Below are 15439 nucleotides of genomic sequence, written 5' to 3' on the forward strand. Positions count from 1 at the left end.
CCCTGGGAAGGGGAGGCTTTAGTGTTCCGCAGCTGCGATGGAGCCTTGGATATAGATCGCGGTCAGCAGGGTAAAGACATAGGCCTGCAGGACCTGGATCAAAACTTCGAACAGGAACATGGCGACGCCGCCTACCAGGGTCAGCACGCCGAGGGGCTTGAGCAGTCCTTCAGCTTCCAGCAGCAGGAACTCGGTGCCGGCCGCAGAGAGCATGATGATGAGGTGGCCGGAGAGCATGGTCGCGAAGAGTCGCAGGCTGTGCGTGATGGGCCGGACCAGGAAGGTGGAGATGATTTCGATCAGGACAACCAGCGGCAGGATCGCGATCGGAACACCGGAAGGAACGGTCGCGTACTTGAAGTACTTGAGGCCGTGCTTCTTGATGCCCAGGATGATCCAGGTGAAGTAGACGATCGCCGCAAGGGCATACGCCGTACCAACGTGCGAGGTGGTCGGCAGCTGCGCCAGCGGAATGCTGCCCCACAGGTTGTTGATCAGGATGAAGAAGAAGAGCGAGAACAGCAGCGGAGTGTAAGGACGGAAGTCCTTTTCACCGATGATGTCGCGGCCGATCGAATTGCGGACGAAGTTGTAGCTCGCCTCACCCAGGAACTGCAGCCGGCCCGGGACCATCTGGCCCTTGCGTGCTGCGACTATGAAGAACCATCCGATAATGAGGACCGAGATGAGGATAAGCAGCATCTGCTTCCCAAACCCGTCTCCGTACGGTGCGCCCCAGGGAAGGATCTCAGGGAGGTGCATGTCTTCGAGGGTGGGAGGAACAAAACCCTCATCATTGGCGGCGGGAAGCGCAAGCGCGATCAACGCGTTTCCTCTCTGCTGTGTCCATCGTTGGGCATTTCATTGGCGGGCACATGGCTCATGCACCCGTGTACTAAGTTTTGTGACATGACGTCTCTAACCCTCATCCGGCCGTTTTCCACCCTTGGGCGGTAGTGGCTTGGTGGAAGTGAGCCCGTGGGCGGCAGCTGTGTAATAACCGCTGACACCGCCCAGGGCGATACCTGCAAATAGAATCCAGCGGGTGCCCAGAAGACTGTCCAGCCCCCAGCCTATCAAACCCAGGGCAAGGATTCCGGACAAGACATATTGGAGGACTGCAACCGGCTTTTTGATGGGCGCTTCAAATGCGGCGGGAACCTGGCCGGGTGATTTTTTCCTGGGTTTAGGACTCACCGGGGATTCCTTTCACCGAATTGTCCGTGCCTGCCGGCGCATCCGAAAAGATAAGTTGGCGGGTGCGCGAGAAGGTAAAGATCTCAGCGGTCTGCCACAGCACCACGGTGCCGATTGAAGTAAAGAAGAACCATTGGCCTTCAAGCCATTCCGGTTTTCCGACCAGCCACAGAATCACCGCGAAGCCGACGACTTTGAGGGCATACGTGACGGCGAACATTCCGATGGCACCGGACGGATTTTTCCGCCCCACAACGTGCCCGACCAGCAAACTGATACCGAAGAACAGGGCGATCAGCGCCCACCCCGCAGCTACGCTGGCTGCTCCGGGGGTTCCGACAGCCAGGAAGGCAGCAGCCGCTGCCACAGCAGCGGGAATTCCTGTCCAGATAAGGCAGGCTTTCAGGATGTCCAGCCACGGCGCCTTCGTCGGGCCGGAAGCACTGATCCGCAAAGCGCGTGCGCCGTCTGCTGGGCTCATGGCTGGAGGATCATCCTTGTGCTTTGTGGGAAACATGGTGTCGTCGCATCACGGATCGCGGCGACGATTGAATTCTACAGCACATAGAACTGCCCCGTGACACGCTCCCCCGCCGCGGCCGGATCCTCAGGTCCGTGTTCGGGCGCGCATCCGCGCAACCAGCCGCGGAGAGGCAAGGTAGAAAGCCGCCACCGCTGCGACAAAAACCGTACCGGCAGCCGTCACTCCCCAACTTGACCCTCCGGTAATGAGCCCGGTGGTCCCTGCCGCGGCAGTGCACAGCGTCACGAGCAGGGCTGACTGCAGGTGGCTCAGCCCGGCATCGGTCAGGCGCTGGTAGACATGCTGGCGGTGGGCTGCATACCAGCGTTCTCCCCGCCAGATCCGGCGGACGAGCGTGGTGAAGGTATCCAGCACGTAGATCAGGATGGGGAAGAGCAGGTACTCGACGTACACCCCGGCCAGAAACGCAGCCACCGCCGTGCCGGCGATGGAAGCGCCCAGCAGGTAGCTGCCGACGTCGCCCATAAAAACCGAACCGCGGCCCAGATTCCAGGGCAGGAACGCAGCGAAGGCCGCTGCGATCACCGCGCCGGCGGCTATCAGCCACACCTGGTCGGACAGCACGCCGCTGACCGCATAGAGAATGCCGACAGCAACTCCGTGCAGACCGGAAATCCCGTTCACGCCGTCCATGAAATTCGCCACGTTGATGTAGCCGGCAATTACCAGCGTTCCCACCGGCACCCACCAGAAGCTTTGGCCCAGGGCCGCTGCCAGCGCTGTCGTGCCGGCGGCGCCAATGAGCAGTTGCAGTCCGAAGCGGACCCGGACTGACAAACCGCGGAAGTCCTCGATCCAGCCCAGCAGCGAAGCTCCGGCAATCACGGCCATCAGGACCAGCAGCAGGGAACGGTCCACAGCCACATAGCCCGTCAGCAGGGCTGCTGCCAGGCCCGCCAGGACCCCTGCGGCGATGGTGGCGCCCACCCCGCGGATGACCACCTTGGTATGCGAGGAGCGTTCATTGGGCACGTCCACAACGCCCAGCCGGCGCAGCAGCGGAATGAACGCAAAAGGCAGCAGGAGGCTGACAAGGAATGCGGCCGCAACAGGCACGGCGAGCTGCATCAGCCGGTCCGCCGATCCTCGTGCCCGGTGGCCGCAGGGCCCTTGTGCAGATCAGCCAGGCGGAGGGCAGCTGTATCCGGCAGCGGGAAAAGCGCGGCTGCCGGAGCGCCGGTAGCCATTGCCTGCCCGCTGTCCGGGAACTCACCGGGGGCAAAGCCACAGCGGCGCAGCCAGTCTTCGGCATCGAGGTCCTGCGGCGCCAGGACAGCCACGGAGGTATGGGAAATTTTTGGGTGCAGCGGACGGGAGTCGTCCTCCCCGCTGCCGACCAGGATTTCGTGCAGCTTCTCGCCCTTCCGAAGCCCGGTGAACACGATCTCGATGTCCTTCCCAGACATGGCGATCATGCGCCGTGCGACGTCCAGGATCTTCACCGGCTCACCCATGTCCAGGATCAGGACCTCTCCCCCGCGGCCGATCGCGCCGGCCTGGATGACCAGCTGGCACGCTTCCGGGATGGTCATAAAGAACCGGGTGACCTCTGGGTCCGTGACGGTCACCGGGCCGCCCTGGCGGATCTGTTCCGTGAACAGCGGCAGCATGGAACCGCGGCTGCCAATCACGTTGCCGAACCGCACCGAGACAAACCGCCGCCCGCTGTGCCCGGCCATCCAGGCGGTGAGCTTCTCAGCCACCCGTTTGGAGTGTCCCAGGACGGTGGTGGGGTTGGCTGCCTTGTCCGTGGAGATGTTCACGAAGTGGCTGACGCCGGCTTTCTCCGCCGAGCGCAGCACATTCGCGGTGCCCAGCACGTTCGTCTTCCAGGCTTCGAGCGGGTACTGCTCCAGCAGTGAGACGTGCTTGAGGGCGGCGGCATGGAACACCACGTCCGGGCGCCGCGTGGCGAACACTTCATCCAGGGCACGCGCGTCGCGGATGTCCGCGAGCACAGTGTCCTTGCCGTTGAGCAGGCCCTGGCCTGTGATGGAGAGCTGGGTGAGCTGCAGCCCGGTCTCGTCCCGGTCCACCATGATCAGCTCTTCGGGTTCGAAGGCAGTGATCTGGCGGCAGAGCTCAGAGCCGATTGACCCTCCTGCGCCGGTGACCAGCACTTTCTTGCCGGTAAGGTATCCGGCAACCTCGTCGACGTGGATGTCCACCGGGCGGCGGCCGATCAGGTCCTCGACGGCGACTTCCCGGAAATCGGTCAGTCCGGCCCCGGAACCCTTCGCCAGCATGTCCCGCAGCGGCGGCAGAACCATCACCCGCAGGTCCAGTCCCTCTGCGCTGTCCGACACCTGGCGCACCTGCGCGGCGTCGACGTCGGCAATTGCGATGATCAGGACCGTCGCCCGGGTGCGCTGCACCAGTTCCCTCAGGTCTGAGAGTTTCCCGACCACGGGCACAGTACCCAGGCGGAGGTGCTTCTTGGCGGGATCATCGTCGATCAGGCCGACCGGGAAATACGGGGAATCGGGGTCGTTCATCATCCGGGTCACCAGCGAGTTGCCCAGGAAGCCGGCGCCGTAGATCAGGGTCCGCTGGGCTTCGTCACCCGGGCGGGTCTTGCTCTCGACGTACATGCGCTTCAGGTACCGGATGGCTGCCATAAACAGGCAGGCGAACGGGAAGGCAAGCACCCCGGTGCTGCGGGGAATATCGATGGCCAGGCCGAAGAGGGCACTGACCAGGACCAGGATCGCCGAAACCACGATGGTGACGACGGCGAGCAGCCGCATCTCATGGAAACTGCCGAAGCTGTAGCGGCCGCGGTACAGGGCAAAGGAGTAGCCCACCACCAGCTGCGTCACAACGGCGACGGCGCAGAACACGGCCAGCCCGGCGACGTTGATCTGCTCCACAGTGAGTTCGTAGCGCAGAATCAGTGCCAGACCGATGGCCACCACCCATGCCATTGAATCCAGCACGTATTGGGACCAGAGCCAGAGCGCCGGCTTCTCGTCCCGCGCCGGGGTGGTTGTGTCCCTGCTTGAATCGTTCATAGTCCTCAACGGGTTCTCACCCGGTTCGTGTCTAGGCTGTAAGCGGTCCTCCCATGCTGACGCACGGGAGTGCGGTGAATCCGGTGTAATAGACTGGAATCTACTCAGCATACTAACTGCACGCCCCATCTCGTCCGGCAACGCCCGTGCATCCGGGGCGGAGCTTGGAAAGGAACACCTTGCCGGATTCAGTGGCCGTGGCAGCTGTGACGTTTGACCGCCCGGATGACGTCAAGACACTGCTGGGGGCGCTCTCGGCACAGACGGCCGCCGTCTCCTCCGTGGCATTGGTGGACTCGGGAAAGAGCCCGGTCCGTGACATCGCGGAAGCTTCTGCGGCAAACGTCACGTATGTCCGCTCCGAAACGAACCTTGGCGGCGCCGGCGGTTTTTCGCTGGCTATCCTCACGGCCATGGCCTCAGGAGCCGACTGGATCTGGATCATGGACGACGACGCTCATCCGGAGGACCCCGAGTGCCTCCAGGCCCTGATCGACGGCGCCAAGGAACGGAACCTCGATGTGATCCTTCCGCTGGTGGTTGCTCCCGGCCGGCCGGACACGCTCTCCTTCCACTTCCGGGTGGACGGGCGCCTCACCCATAACCGTGCCGAGGTTGCCAAGGCCGGATTCCTCCCCGGGGTGGGCCATTTCTTCAACGGTGCACTGATCCGCCGCGATGTGTTCTTCCGGGTAGGCCTGCCTGACCTGCGCCTGTTCATCCGCGGTGATGAGACTGATTTCATGATCCGCCTGCGCAAGGCCGGGATCCCGTTCGGGACACTGACCTCCGTGGCCCTGAGCCACCCGGCGGCGTGGTCCGAGGTCAACGAAATCCTCGGCGGACGCCTGCACGTGCTGGTTCCGGACACGGAATTCAAGCGGTTCTACTTCTTCCGCAACCGCGGACATCTGATGTGGAAACACAAGCGTCTGCGTTCACTGGCAGCAGACGCCGTCGGCTATCCCATCCACTTCGCCCGGACGCGGGACCTGCGCGGGTTCCGGGCATGGCTGCGCGCCTACGCGGGCGGCGCCCGGGGCACCCTGTTTGGCCCGCCGTCGGACCTGGGCTTTTAGCGTGAGCGGATCCGGCGCGGCCATCGAGGGCCTGGCCCTGGTGGTAGTCACCTTCAACCGGTCCGGCTACCTGCGGGGACTGCTGGAGTCGGTTGCTGCCCTGGACCCGGCTCCGGAACGGGTGATCGTGGTGGACAATGCCAGCACCGATGACACCGCCGCGGTCCTGGCGGAGCTGCAGCCCGCGTTTCCGGTTCCGCTGAGTGTTGTGCGGCTCGCCGAAAATACCGGCGGTTCCGGAGGCTTCGCAGCAGGCGTTTCGGCGGCCCTGAACGCCGGTGCGCAGTGGCTGTGGCTGATGGACGACGACGTCGAGGTCCTCCCGGGAGCCCTCGGCGCCCTGGCCAAGTGGACCGGGAACTACGACTGCATCCATGGCCGCCGGCTCGATGACGCCGGCAACCCGTTTTTCTGGCAGCACCGGTTCCTCCCCGGTTTGGGCATCCATGTTCCGGTCCGCGGCAACGTCTTCGCCGACCGCCCGGTTTTCGCAACCAACGTCGGCTGCTTCGAAGGGATGCTGGTCAGCGCCGGCGTGGTCCGGGACATCGGTCTCCCCGATTCCCGTTTCTTCATCAACGGCGACGATGAAATCTACGGCTGGCTGGCGTCCCTCCACCACCGCGTGGTCTACGTCAACGAGTTCGTGCTCCGGAAGGTCCGTCCGCAGAAGCAGATCGACCTGGGAATCCGGCACCTGAACGACTCGAGTGACCTCAGCAGGTTCTGCGCCATGCGTAACCGGGGGCACACCGCCGGGTACCTGCGTGCCCATGGCCGGTTCAATCCGGTGGGCTTCGCTGCCGGGACGGCGCTGACCGCAGCCAAGGAAATACTGCGGCTCATCGCCGTCGAGCGGAACCTTCGCGGGGCCGGCAGCCTCTGGCGGGGCTGGCGGGAATCCCGCCGCATCCTGCATGACCGCAGCTGGAAACCGATGCCCCCGCTCGGAACCGGCAGCACTTGCGCGAACACGACAGCAGATCCAGCCGACCAGGACACGAAGTGAACAGCACACCCAACCCCACCGGATCTGCCCAGGACGAGGTCTGGGCGGTCCTCGGCGCCAGCGGCTTCATTGGCAGCGCCCTGGCGGCGGCTCTGGACCGCGCCGGAGTTACGGTCCGCCATGTCAAAGCCCCCCGGCTCAGTGCCCGGTCCGCGGACGCTGCCGGCCTTCTGGCCGAGGCCGCGGAACTGGCCGACGATCAGCTGGACCTGGCTGGCGCACTGGCCGGTGCAGACGTCGTCGTCAACGCCGCCGGACTCGCAACTCCTTCGGGCGCGGACTCCCCCGAGCTGCGCGGAGCGAATTCGCTGCTGCCGGTGCTGGTGGCCAACGCGGCCGACGCGGCCGGAGTACGCCGCTTTATCCATCTCAGCAGTGCCGCGGTGCAGGGCCACCGGCCCTTTCTGGACGAGAGTCCCCAGGTGGAACCGTTCTCAGCCTATTCACGCTCCAAGGCCCTCGGCGAGCAGGCGCTGTCCACCCGGGTGCCAGGCCGCTGTTCAGTAGTCACCATCCGGGCAACCTCGGTGCAGGGCCCCGAACGGGAAACAACGGCGAAACTTGTCCGGATCGCGGGCTCTCCGCTGGCCTCGGTGGCCGGCCGCGGTGATGCGCCCAGCCCGGTCAGCTCCGTTGACGCGCTGACCAGCTTCGTGCTGGCTGTCGGCGTGCAGATGAACAGTGTTCCGTCCCTTGTCCTGCAGCCGTGGGAAGGCGCAACGGTCTCCGGTGTGCTCAAGGCTGCCGGCGGCCGGCCGCCGCTGCGGCTGCCTTCCTGGTTCTGCCGCAGCTCGTTGAAGGCCGGATACGCAGTGTCTTCCCTGCTGGGCGAACGCCTCCATGGACCGCTGCGCCGGGTGGAGATGATGTGGTTTGGGCAGCACCAGGAACCGGGCTGGGCCGAAGCCACCGGCAACGTTCCGACGCCCCGCGTTGAGGACGTGCTGCGCGAAGCCCGCCGCCGGCATGGCTAGCGGGCGGACACGTCCTCAGAGCCGGGAACCGGCTCCGCCGCGGCGGACTCTTCCGGTTCCTCGCCGATGCCCAGTACGGACGGCACCACTTCGCGCAGTTTCGCCAGGCTAACAGCACCGGCCCGGACCACACGCAGCGGCGACTGCGTCGCATCCACAATCGTGGAGGGAATCCCGTCGCTGCCTTCCTGCGGCCGGGGTCCGGCTTCCAGATAGACCTCGACGGACTCGGCCAGCTGGGCCTGCGCGCCGGCCGCCGTCTGGGCCGCCGGGCTGCCGGTCCGGTTCGCGGAGGAGACCGCCATCGGCCCGGTAAGGGCCAGCAGGTCCAGGGCGATTTCGTCGTCGGGCATCCGCAGCGCGACCGTGCCCTTGGTATCGCCAAGGTCCCAGGTCAGCGACGGCTGCGCATGGAAGATCAGGGTGAGGCCGCCGGGCCAGAACGCCTCGGCCAGGGCACGGGCCTCGGGGCTGACGTCCACAGCCAGGCCGTCCATGGTCTGCAGGCGGGGCACCAGGACGGGCGGCGGCATGGAACGCCCGCGGCCCTTGGCGGCGAGCAGCGTAGCCACGGCCTGCGGCGAAAATGCGTCAGCAGCAATGCCGTACACCGTGTCGGTGGGCAGGACAATGCACTGCCGGTTGGCTATGGCCTGCTGGGCGCGGGCCAGGCCCGCGCTGCGGGCCTCTGGATCTGTGCAGTCAAAGCTGGTAGTCACGGCACCATTCTTTCATGTTGCATTACCGGCCGCGTGCCGCCGCGGAACGCACGGCGGAGGTGGCGCGCGGGCGGTCATTGAGGTCGTTGTGAGAGGTTACGGCTTCCCAGGCCGGGTCGGCTGCCAATCGCCCGGCGATGGCTTTGGCCTGCACTTCGGCATGCTCCATCACGAAGTATCCCCCAGGGCGCAGCAGCCTGGCTGCTGTGGCGGCCGCGGCGCCGGGCAGTTCCAGCCCGTCCGCTCCCCCGCCGTAAAGCGCCATCGCCGGATCGTGCTCGGCTGCTTCGGGTTCGTTGGGAACCGCTCCGGCCGGAATGTAGGGCGGATTGGAGACGACGACGTCGAAGGTTCCGTCGTGCCCGGGAAGCGCCGTGCGCAGATCACCTTCCAGGACAGTGACACCCAGCGGGTCAAGGTTTTTCCGGGCCCAGGCGAGGGCCAGGGGGCTCAGTTCCACAGCATAAACGTCCGAACCGGGAACCTCGGACGCGATGGAGCCCGCCAGCGCACCGGAACCGGTGCCAAGATCCACCACCTTTGCACCCCCCGGAACCAGCTGCGCCCGGTCGATGGCCAGCTGCGCCACGGTTTCGGTCTCCGGCCGCGGGACGAAGACGCCCGGCCCAACCGCCAGCTCCAGCCGGCGGAAGTGCGCCTTGCCGGTGAGATGCTGCAGCGGGATCCGCCGGGCACGTTCGGCCACCAGCCCGGCCAGCCCCTCAGGCGCCGCGGCGTCGGTGAAGGCCAGCGCCCGCACCCGGCCCACCGACTCGCCGAGCAGGTGGGCCGCCAGCAGTTCAGCGTCGACACGCGGGCTCGGCACTCCGGCGGCGGACAGTTCCGCCGCCGCAGCGCGCAGTGCCTGGTCAAGGGAGAGGGCCGGCATGGGTGGAACTATGCCTCGTCGCCGATGGCGTCCAGGCGGGCCTGCTCATCCATTTCGATGGCGGCCTGAACCACGGCTTCGAGATCGCCGTTCATCACGGTATCCAGGTTGTAGGCCTTGTAACCCGTGCGGTGGTCAACAATCCGGTTTTCCGGGTAGTTGTAGGTGCGGATGCGTTCGGACCGGTCCATGGTGCGGATCTGGGACTTGCGGATATCCGAATTCGCGGCGTCGATTTCCGCCTGCTGGTGCGCCAGGATACGGGAGCGCAGCACGCGCATCGCCGCTTCACGGTTCTGCAGCTGGGACTTCTCGTTCTGCATCGCGACCACGATCCCGGTCGGAAGGTGGGTGATCCGGACAGCGGAGTCCGTGGTGTTCACGGACTGGCCGCCGGGGCCTGAGGACCGGTACACGTCGATCTTCAGATCGTTCTGGCTGATTTCGACTTCTTCGGGCTCGTCAACTTCCGGCAGGACCAGCACGCCCGCAGCAGAGGTGTGGATCCGGCCCTGGGACTCGGTGACCGGGACACGCTGCACCCGGTGCACGCCGCCTTCGTACTTGAGGCGGGCGTAGACGCCCTCGGCGGGATCGTTGGAGGAACCCTTGATGGCCATGGACACGTCCTTGTAGCCGCCGAGGTCGGATTCCGTGGCCGAAATAATCTCGGTGCGCCAGCCGCGCGTCTCCGCGTAGCGGGTGTACATACGCAGCAGGTCGCCGGCGAACAGGGCTGCCTCGTCGCCGCCCTCGCCGCCCTTGACCTCGATGATGACGTCGCGGCCGTCGTTGGGGTCCCGCGGGATCAGCAGCCGGCGCAGCTTTTCCTGAGCCTCGGCCAGCTGGTCCTTCAGCACCGGAACCTCAGCAGCGAATTCGGGATCTTCGCCTGCCATCTCCTGCGCTGCGGCGAGGTCGTCCTCCAGTCCGTGCCAGGTGTTGTAGGCGTCGACGATCCGGCTTAGCTCGGCGTAGCGGCGGCCCAGGCGGCGGGCCAGGCCCTGGTCGGCGTGCACTGCAGGATCCGAAAGCCGCATCTGGAGTTCAGCGTGCTCATCCAGCAGTCCCTGTATGGACTCAAACATTGTTTTCCATTCTTTCTTCGCACCGTGGGGTCCGCCTGCGGATGGGGAACCCGTTGCTGTCTTGAACCATTCTCGCCCGGAGGAACACCTGCCGGTTAACCGCCAAGCCGCCCAGGCCCCTTAACCCTCCGAAGAGGGTCAAGGGGCATGAGCGGCCAGGTAAGGCAGCTAATCGTTCTTGCTGCCCAGGGTGGTCTTCTGCACCTGCATCAGGAACTCGACGTTGGACTGCGTTTCCTTGATCTTGCCGGTGAGCAGTTCCAGCGCCTGCTGGGTGTCCAGCCCGGAGAGGACGCGGCGCAGGCGCCACATGATCTTGACCTCTTCAGGTGAGAGCAGGTTCTCTTCGCGGCGCGTTCCGGAGGCGTTGACATCAACAGCCGGGAAGATGCGCTTGTCCGCGAGGTTGCGGGACAGGCGCAGTTCCATGTTGCCGGTGCCCTTGAACTCTTCGAAGATGACCTCGTCCATTTTGGAGCCGGTCTCGACGAGCGCGGTGGCCAGAATGGTCAGCGAGCCGCCGTTTTCGATGTTGCGGGCTGCACCGAAGAAACGCTTCGGCGGGTACAGGGCCGAGGAATCGACACCACCGGAGAGGATACGGCCCGACGCCGGAGCGGCCAGGTTGTAGGCACGGCCCAGGCGGGTCATGGAGTCCAGGAGAACAACGACGTCGTTACCCATTTCCACGAGGCGCTTGGCCCGCTCGATGGCGAGTTCAGCGACCGTGGTGTGGTCATCGGCCGGGCGGTCGAAGGTCGAGGCAATAACTTCGCCCTTGACCGTCCGCTGCATGTCGGTGACTTCTTCGGGGCGTTCGTCCACGAGGACCATCATCAGGTGGACTTCGGGGTTGTTGATGGAGATCGCGTTGGCAATCGCCTGCAGGATCAGCGTCTTACCTGCCTTCGGCGGGGAGACGATCAGGCCGCGCTGGCCCTTGCCGATCGGGGCCACGAGGTCGATCACGCGGGGACCGATAACCTTCGGCGAGGTCTCCAGGCGCAGGCGCTCCGACGGGTAGAGCGGAACCAGCTTGTTGAACTCGACCCGGTCCTTGTTGTCCTCAGCCGGCTTGCCGTTGACCGAGGTCAGGCGGACCAGCGCATTGAACTTCTGGCGCTGGCTGCTGCCCTGGTTCTCGCCCTCGCGCGGAGCGCGGATGGCGCCGACGACTGCGTCGCCCTTGCGAAGGTTGTACTTCTTGACCTGGGCCAGGGAGACGTACACGTCGTTCGGACCCGGGAGGTAACCGGAGGTGCGCACGAATGCGTAGTTCTCCAGGACGTCCAGGATACCGGCGACGGGCAGCAGGACATCGTCCTCGGTGACCTCGACGTCGTCGACGTCGGGGCTCCGGTCGCGGTTGCGGCGGCGCTCGTTGCGGTCGCGGAACCGGTCATTGCGGTCGCCCCGCTCGTTGCGGTCGTTCCGGTTGCGGTTGCGGCGGTTGCGCCCGCTGCGGCTGTTGTCATCGCCGTCAGAATCGCGGTTGCCGTCATTCCGGTTGCTGTCGCGGTCGCTGCGGTTGCCTTCGCTGCGGTTGCTGTCGCGGTCACCGCGGTTGCCCTCGCTGCGGTTGCTGTCGCGGTCACCGCGGTTGCCCTCGCTGCGGTTGCCGTCACGGTCACCGCGGTTGCCTTCGCCGCGGTTGCTGTCGCGGTCGCCGCGGTCGTTGCGGTTGCGGCTGCGGCCCTGGCGCTCGGAACGGTCTTCCTCGCGGGAGCCTTCCTGCTTTTCGGCAGGCTTCTCCGATGCCCTGTCCGGGACGGATTCCTGGCCGTTGGCCTCGGCGGCGGTGTCGTCGCTGGTGTTTTCACCGTCATTGCGGCGGTTGCGGCGGTTGCGGCCGCGCTCGCGCTGACCTTCTTCCCGGCCGTTTTCCGCGGCCGGTGCAGCAGCTGCCGGAGCATCAGCCTGCGGGGCTTCTGCGGCGTCGCTGCCGGCAGGAGTAACCACGCCGTCGCTCGCGGCGCGGCGGTTGCGGTTGCGGGTACGGGCCGGACGCTCGGTGGCCTGTTCGCTTTCGGCGGAGCCCTGGGCGTTCTCTGCCTTGGCGGCCGGAGCTGCTTCGGCCGGGGCGGAAGCCTTGGCCGAACGCTCTGAGCCAGCCTTTTCGCCCTGCGGGGCGTCGGACTTGGAACCGCGGACCGGACGGTCTGCGACCGAGCCGCCACGCTGGTGGTTGGAGATGGCCGTAACCAGGTCTCCCTTGCGCATGCGCGAACCTCCGGTAATGCCCAGCTGGCCGGCCAGCGCCTGCAGCTGTGCAAGCTTCAGGCCGGCGAGCCCGGAGCTCTTGGAAGTTGCTTCACCGTTGGAAGCGGCGGATGCTGATGAGTCCACACCTGCAGTCAGGTCGGTGGTATCTGTCACGAAGGATCCTTCCCCCTCGTCGGGCGGTCCGGCGCAGTGCCGGCCGCGTTGAATGGCCCTGGAACCGTTGATTGGACATACGGTTCAGGGTTCACCTGCTGCAGGAAGTGTCCCGGCAACGGTGAATCTGCTGACGCCTTGTTTGGAGAGTCCACGGGAGTTTCGGCAGCTGCGCTGTCGGAAAACGCGGGGATCGTTTTGATCATTGACTGACCGTTTCTTGGCAGTCTCCGGAAGGCTACACCGATGCTTGTGTTTCCGCGGGCTGGCGACGCCCCGCCGTCCGAATCGTTATGATCGATGCACAACTACCAGCTTCAGGGCTGATATTTCTGCAAAACGGTCCACAATCCGGGTCTGGGAAGAAGCCTCGGTGGTCCACAGAACGGACGACCTGCCGGTGGAAGCACAATACGGTTATTACCGCTGGTGCACTACCACTCTAGCACCATCTCGGTCTACGCCAAGCCGCAGCACACGCCAATTCTCCAGCGCCTGCGCGGCGAGGTGCCGGCCAATCAGGGCCTCCGCAGCGGCCGCCTGATCAGCACCCGCAGCCAGGACCATCACAGTGGGCCCCGCCCCGGAGACGACGGCGGCGAAACCCGCCGCACGCAGCGTCCGGATGAGGGTGGCGCTGGGCTGCATCGCAGGGGCCCGGTAGGACTGATGCAGGAAATCCTCGGTCCCGGCAAGCAGCAGCGACGGGTCTGTGGTCATGGCGTGCATCAGCAGCGCGGCGCGGCCGGAGTTGGCGGCCGCATCCCGGTGCGGAACGTTCTCCGGCAGCAGCCCCCGCGCGCTTTCCGTGGAAAGCTCGGTGGCTGGTATTGCCACAACCGGCACGACGCCGGGATGGACCTGGGCGGTGACGGACCGGTACCGGCCCTCGTCCTCCCACGACACCGCGAGGCCGCCGCTGAGCGCGGGAGCCACGTTGTCCGGATGGCCCTCCAGCACGGAACAGGCGTGCAGCAGCCCCGCCTGGTCCAACTGCGCGGCTGCGGGCAGCAGCGCGTTGCCTGCCAGCACTGCGGACACGATGGCCGACGCCGAGGACCCGAGGCCGCGGCCATGGGGTATCACGTTTTCGCAGACCAGCTCGAAGCCGCCAATGCCGTATCCGGCGTTCCGGACGGTGTCCGCAATAGTCCGCGCCACCAGGTGCGTTCCGTCGGTCGGCAGCGTGTCTGCTCCCTCGCCGCTGATCCGCACGCTGACACCGTCCGATTCGACGGTGCGGACCCGCACTGTGTCGAACAGGCCAACCGCCATGCCCAAACTGTCGAAGCCCGGCCCCAGGTTCGCACTCGTCGCCGGTACGCGGACAGTAATGTCCTGGCCGGAGGCAACCTGCACAGCAGATGCTGTGTCCCGCGCGTCCCGGCTTACCTGGTGTACCTGTTTCACCTGCATCGGCTCCGCTTAGCCCGCTGCCGCAGGAGCGGCCGCTTCGAGCCCCAGCGCTGCGGCGACGCTAACGACGTCGAACTCCACCTTGGTCGGTTCAACGTCGGAGCCGTCGGCGGTCCGAAGCGCCCACTGGGGGTCCTTCAGTCCGTGGCCGGTAACGGTGATCACGATCTTCTTGCCCGCCGGGGCTTCGCCGGCGGCGTGCTTCTTCAGCAGGCCGGCAACGCCGGCAGCGGAGGCCGGCTCCACGAAGACACCCTCGCGGGACGACAGCCAGCGGTGGGCTTCAAGGATTTCGGTGTCCGTCACCGCTTCGATCAGTCCGCCGGACTCGTCGCGGGCGGCGATGGCCTGCTCCCAGGACGCGGGGTTGCCGATCCGGATGGCGGTGGCGATGGTGTCCGGTTCCGTCACCGGGTGGCCCTTGACCAGCGGCGAGGCGCCCTCTGCCTGGAAGCCCCACATCACCGGGGTCTTGGTGGCCACGGGGGCCAGCTCCGTCCCGGCGTTGTTGGTCCAGGGCTGCGCGTATTCCTGATAGCCGCGCCAGTAGGCGGTGATGTTTCCGGCGTTGCCGACAGGCAGCAGGTGGTAGTCGGGAGCGTCGCCGAGGAAGTCCACCACCTCGAAGGACGCGGTCTTCTGACCCTCGATGCGTGCGGGGTTCACGGAGTTGACCAGGAACACCGGGTACGCTTCGGCAAGTTTGCGGGCGACGTCGAGGCAGTTGTCGAAGTTGCCGTTGACCTGCAGCAGCTGCGCGCCGTGGGCAATCGCCTGGCTGAGTTTGCCCATGGAGATCTTGCCGTCCGGAACCAGCACGGCACAGGTGATCCCGGCCTGGGTGGCGTAGGCAGCAGCGGAAGCGCTGGTGTTGCCGGTGGAGGCGCAGACAACGGCCTTCGCTCCGGCTTCCACCGCGGCCGTCATGGCCATGGTCATCCCGCGGTCCTTGAAGGAGCCGGTGGGGTTCATGCCTTCGACCTTGAGGTAGACCTCGTTGCCGGTCAGCTCCGAAAGGGCCTTTGCAAAAACCAGCGGCGTTCCGCCCTCACCGAGGGTGATGACCTCGGTGTTTTCGGTTACCGGCAGACGGTCGGCGTATTCGCGGATAACGCCGCGCCATTGATGAGCCACGGT

At 65.9% G+C, this 15439-nt stretch carries 14 protein-coding genes; 3 read left to right on the forward strand and 11 right to left on the reverse strand.

What is annotated here, in order from left to right; genetic code table 11:
* Positions 1-18 precede the first annotated feature (18 nt).
* The 5 genes from atpB to ArtHe_RS08950 all read right to left on the reverse strand — a co-directional run bounded on the left by atpB (position 19) and on the right by ArtHe_RS08950 (position 4752).
* Positions 19-825 (reverse strand): F0F1 ATP synthase subunit A, encoded by an 807-nt coding sequence (gene atpB, locus ArtHe_RS08930; RefSeq protein WP_248316467.1) that lies wholly within the window; start codon positions 823-825, stop codon positions 19-21.
* 93 nt (positions 826-918) lie between these two features.
* The gene (locus ArtHe_RS08935; RefSeq protein WP_248316468.1) at positions 919-1197 is read right to left on the reverse strand and encodes an AtpZ/AtpI family protein; all 279 of its coding nucleotides are present in this window, start codon (positions 1195-1197) and stop codon (positions 919-921) included.
* Positions 1187-1678, reverse strand: coding sequence for a hypothetical protein (locus tag ArtHe_RS08940; protein ID WP_248316469.1), 492 nt, complete (start codon positions 1676-1678; stop codon positions 1187-1189). The genes ArtHe_RS08935 and ArtHe_RS08940 overlap by 11 nt, the downstream gene beginning before the upstream one ends.
* A gap of 126 nt (positions 1679-1804) precedes the next feature.
* On the reverse strand, positions 1805-2809 hold the full coding sequence (locus ArtHe_RS08945) for a UDP-phosphate glycosyltransferase (RefSeq protein WP_248316471.1): 1005 nt from the start codon (positions 2807-2809) through the stop codon (positions 1805-1807).
* A complete protein-coding gene (locus tag ArtHe_RS08950; RefSeq protein WP_248316473.1) occupies positions 2809-4752 on the reverse strand; it encodes a nucleoside-diphosphate sugar epimerase/dehydratase in 1944 nt (647 codons plus the stop codon). The genes ArtHe_RS08945 and ArtHe_RS08950 overlap by 1 nt, the downstream gene beginning before the upstream one ends.
* A gap of 179 nt (positions 4753-4931) precedes the next feature.
* On the opposite strand from ArtHe_RS08950, the gene ArtHe_RS08955 reads away from it, so the two are divergent.
* Genes ArtHe_RS08955 through ArtHe_RS08965 form a run of 3 tightly spaced genes read left to right on the forward strand, consistent with a single transcriptional unit; the run spans position 4932 to position 7814 of the window.
* A complete protein-coding gene (locus tag ArtHe_RS08955; protein ID WP_066295480.1) occupies positions 4932-5831 on the forward strand; it encodes a glycosyltransferase in 900 nt (299 codons plus the stop codon).
* A gap of 1 nt (position 5832) precedes the next feature.
* Positions 5833-6840 carry a glycosyltransferase gene (locus tag ArtHe_RS08960; protein WP_248316474.1) on the forward strand — a complete coding sequence of 336 codons (1008 nt, stop codon included), beginning with the start codon at positions 5833-5835 and terminating at the stop codon, positions 6838-6840.
* On the forward strand, positions 6837-7814 hold the full coding sequence (locus tag ArtHe_RS08965) for an NAD-dependent epimerase/dehydratase family protein (protein ID WP_248316475.1): 978 nt from the start codon (positions 6837-6839) through the stop codon (positions 7812-7814). The genes ArtHe_RS08960 and ArtHe_RS08965 overlap by 4 nt, the downstream gene beginning before the upstream one ends.
* Here ArtHe_RS08965 and ArtHe_RS08970 read toward each other — a convergent pair.
* The 6 genes from ArtHe_RS08970 to thrC all read right to left on the reverse strand — a co-directional run bounded on the left by ArtHe_RS08970 (position 7811) and on the right by thrC (position 15436).
* Positions 7811-8533 (reverse strand): L-threonylcarbamoyladenylate synthase, encoded by a 723-nt coding sequence (locus ArtHe_RS08970; protein ID WP_248316476.1) that lies wholly within the window; start codon positions 8531-8533, stop codon positions 7811-7813. The two genes, ArtHe_RS08965 and ArtHe_RS08970, sit on opposite strands and share 4 nt — an antisense overlap.
* 22 nt (positions 8534-8555) lie before the next feature.
* Positions 8556-9422, reverse strand: a complete 867-nt coding sequence (prmC, locus tag ArtHe_RS08975; protein WP_248316478.1) for a peptide chain release factor N(5)-glutamine methyltransferase — start codon at positions 9420-9422, stop codon at positions 8556-8558.
* Positions 9423-9430: 8 nt separating this feature from the next.
* Complete coding sequence (prfA, locus tag ArtHe_RS08980) at positions 9431-10510, reverse strand: peptide chain release factor 1 (protein WP_066295485.1); 1080 nt, start codon at positions 10508-10510, stop codon at positions 9431-9433.
* Positions 10511-10678: 168 nt separating this feature from the next.
* Positions 10679-12886, reverse strand: coding sequence for a transcription termination factor Rho (gene rho / locus ArtHe_RS08985; protein ID WP_248316479.1), 2208 nt, complete (start codon positions 12884-12886; stop codon positions 10679-10681).
* A 420-nt stretch (positions 12887-13306) separates the two neighbouring features.
* Positions 13307-14296, reverse strand: a complete 990-nt coding sequence (gene thrB, locus ArtHe_RS08990) for a homoserine kinase (RefSeq protein WP_248316480.1) — start codon at positions 14294-14296, stop codon at positions 13307-13309.
* Between the two features lie 15 nt (positions 14297-14311).
* Complete coding sequence (thrC, locus tag ArtHe_RS08995) at positions 14312-15436, reverse strand: threonine synthase (RefSeq protein WP_248316481.1); 1125 nt, start codon at positions 15434-15436, stop codon at positions 14312-14314.
* Between the last annotated feature and the right edge of the window lie 3 nt (positions 15437-15439).

Origin of the sequence: Arthrobacter sp. Helios (assembly GCF_023167125.1) — a bacterium.
Classification (GTDB): Bacteria; Actinomycetota; Actinomycetes; order Actinomycetales; family Micrococcaceae; genus Arthrobacter_B; species Arthrobacter_B luteolus.

Excerpts from the sequence above, each read along its gene's own strand:
- prmC (WP_248316478.1), bottom strand. The coding sequence starts at position 9,422 with ATGCCGGCCCTCTCCCTTGACCAGGCACTGCGCGCTGCGGCGGCGGAA.
- ArtHe_RS08945 (WP_248316471.1), bottom strand. The coding sequence starts at position 2,809 with ATGCAGCTCGCCGTGCCTGTTGCGGCCGCATTCCTTGTCAGCCTCCTG.
- prfA (WP_066295485.1), bottom strand. The coding sequence starts at position 10,510 with ATGTTTGAGTCCATACAGGGACTGCTGGATGAGCACGCTGAACTCCAG.
- ArtHe_RS08940 (WP_248316469.1), bottom strand. The coding sequence starts at position 1,678 with ATGAGCCCAGCAGACGGCGCACGCGCTTTGCGGATCAGTGCTTCCGGC.
- ArtHe_RS08950 (WP_248316473.1), bottom strand. The coding sequence starts at position 4,752 with ATGAACGATTCAAGCAGGGACACAACCACCCCGGCGCGGGACGAGAAG.